The following is a 2,500-nucleotide window of genomic DNA, read 5'->3' on the forward strand; positions in this document are numbered from 1 at the left end:
GGCCAGGCCACGTGCGGTGTGGGTCATGTTGCCGGCCGGCGCGCCGACCGAAGAAACCATCGATACCCTGAGCACCTTGCTCGAAGCCGGTGACACCATCATCGACGGCGGCAACACCTTCTATAAGGACGATATCCGCCGGGCAAAGACCCTGTCGGAAAAAGGCCTGCATTACATCGACGTCGGCACCTCCGGCGGCGTCTGGGGTCTGGAGCGCGGCTACTGCATGATGATCGGCGGCGATGCCGAGACCGTTAAGCGCCTCGACCCGCTGTTCAAAACCCTGGCCCCGGGCCTGGGCGATATCCCGCGCACCAGGGACCGCAAGTCCGATGACGAGCGTGCCGAACACGGCTACATTCACGCCGGTCCCGCCGGCGCAGGACATTTCGTGAAGATGATCCACAACGGCATCGAGTACGGAATGATGCAGGCCTTCGCCGAAGGCTTCGACATCCTGCAAACCAAAAACAGCGAGAACCTTGCGCCAGACCAGCGTTTCGACCTGAACGTCGCCGACATCGCCGAAGTCTGGCGTCGTGGCAGCGTGGTGTCCTCGTGGTTGCTCGACCTGACTGCCGACGCCCTGGCCAGCGATCCAAAGCTCGACGGTTACTCCGGGTCCGTGGCCGACAGCGGTGAAGGTCAATGGACCATCGAAGCTGCGATGGAGCAAGCGGTGCCGGTACCGGTGCTGTCCAACTCGCTGTTCTCCCGCTACCGCTCCYGTGGGCAAGGGACCTTTGGCGACAAGGTTCTCTCGGCCCAGCGCTTCGGCTTCGGCGGCCACGTGGAGACCTCGAAAAAATGACCCATGTGATCCGCAGGAAATCCAAGGCTGAACCCGCACCACCAACGACGCTGTTTCTGTTTGGCGCCCACGGTGACCTGGTCAAGCGTCTGTTGGTACCGGCGCTGTATAACCTCAAGCGCAACGGGCTACTCGGGGATGGACTGCGGATCATCGGCGTTGACCACAACGCCATCAGCGATGAAGGCTTTGCGCAAAAGCTCGAAGATTTCATTCGAAACGAGATGGCTGGCAAGGGTGACCACACCCTTGATCCGGCGGTCTGGTCCAGACTCGCCAAAGGCATCAGCTACGTCCAGGGCGATTTCCTGGACGACAGCACTTATCAAGCGCTGGCGGCGAAAATCGCCGACAGCGGAACCGGCAATGCGGTGTTCTACCTGGCCACCGCACCGCGTTTCTTCAGTGAAGTGGCACGCCGCCTCGGTAGCGCCGGCTTGCTGGAGGAGACCCCCGAGGCGTTCAGAAGGGTCGTGATCGAAAAACCCTTTGGCTCTGACCTGCAAACGGCCGAGGCCTTGAACGCCTGCCTRCTCAAGGTGATGACGGAAAAGCAGATCTACCGGATCGATCATTACCTGGGCAAGGAAACCGTGCAGAACATTCTGGTCAGCCGTTTTTCCAACAGCCTGTTCGAAGCGTTCTGGAACAATCACTACATCGATCACGTGCAGATCACTGCCGCCGAAACCGTCGGCGTGGAAACCCGTGGCAGTTTTTATGAGCACACCGGCGCCCTGCGGGACATGGTGCCCAATCACCTGTTCCAGCTGCTGGCGATGGTGGCGATGGAACCACCCGCCGCGTTTGGCGCCGATGCGGTGCGCGGCGAGAAAGCCAAGGTCGTCGGCGCGATCAGGCCCTGGACGGTGGAGGAGGCCCGCGCCAACTCGGTGCGCGGTCAATACACTGCAGGTCAGATCGACGGCAAGGCACTGCCGGGCTATCGCCAGGAAGACAAGGTCGCACCCGACAGCAATACCGAAACCTATGTGGCCCTCAAGGTCATGATCGACAACTGGCGCTGGGTCGGCGTGCCGTTCTACCTGCGTACCGGTAAACGCATGAGCGTGCGTGACACCGAGATCGTCATCTGTTTCAAACCGGCGCCCTATGCGCAGTTCCGCGATACCGAGGTCGACGAGTTGCAGCCGACCTATTTGCGCATTCAGATCCAGCCCAACGAAGGCATGTGGTTCGACCTGTTGGCCAAGCGTCCCGGTCAGGCCCTGAAGATGGACAACATCGAGCTGGGGTTCGCMTACAAGGACTTCTTCGAGATGCAGCCGTCCACCGGCTACGAAACCCTGATCTACGATTGCCTGACGGGCGATCAGACTCTGTTCCAGCGCGCCGACAATATCGAGAACGGCTGGCGCGCCGTGCAGCCGTTCCTGGATGCCTTGCAGCAGGATTCCAGCGTGCAGGGCTATGCCGCCGGGGAAAACGGCCCCAAGGCCGGCGAAGAGTTGCTGACTCGCGACGGCCGCGTCTGGCACCGCCTCGGATAACACGTATCTCCTGTGGGAGGGTGTACACAGGTTTCGTGTCCGACACAGATCAACTGTGTGCGAGCCTGCTCCGACATTTTGCTCCGGCGGTTACAGCCAGTAGCTCACCGCATACCACCCGAGCAAGCCCATCACCACGGTGTACGGCAACGCCATCCAGACCATCCGCCCGTAAGAC

3 protein-coding genes are annotated in these 2,500 nt (G+C 61.1%); 2 read left to right on the plus strand and 1 reads right to left on the minus strand.

Translation table 11 applies throughout. The features are described from left to right. On the plus strand, positions 1 to 811 hold an 811-nt coding region (gene gnd / locus ACXRVY_RS23955; RefSeq protein ID WP_458238422.1), incomplete at its 5' end, for a phosphogluconate dehydrogenase (NAD(+)-dependent, decarboxylating). Next, complete coding sequence (gene zwf / locus ACXRVY_RS23960; RefSeq protein ID WP_223458173.1) at positions 808 to 2,322, plus strand: glucose-6-phosphate dehydrogenase; 1,515 nt, start codon at positions 808 to 810, stop codon at positions 2,320 to 2,322. The genes gnd and zwf, both read left to right, overlap by 4 nt. A gap of 90 nt (positions 2,323 to 2,412) precedes the next feature. Here the strand turns inward: zwf and ACXRVY_RS23965 are convergent. Beyond that, a partial coding sequence (locus tag ACXRVY_RS23965; RefSeq protein WP_458238423.1) for a hypothetical protein occupies positions 2,413 to 2,500 on the minus strand: 88 nt, incomplete at its 5' end.

Source organism: Pseudomonas sp. P5_A2_2 (assembly GCF_054177685.1).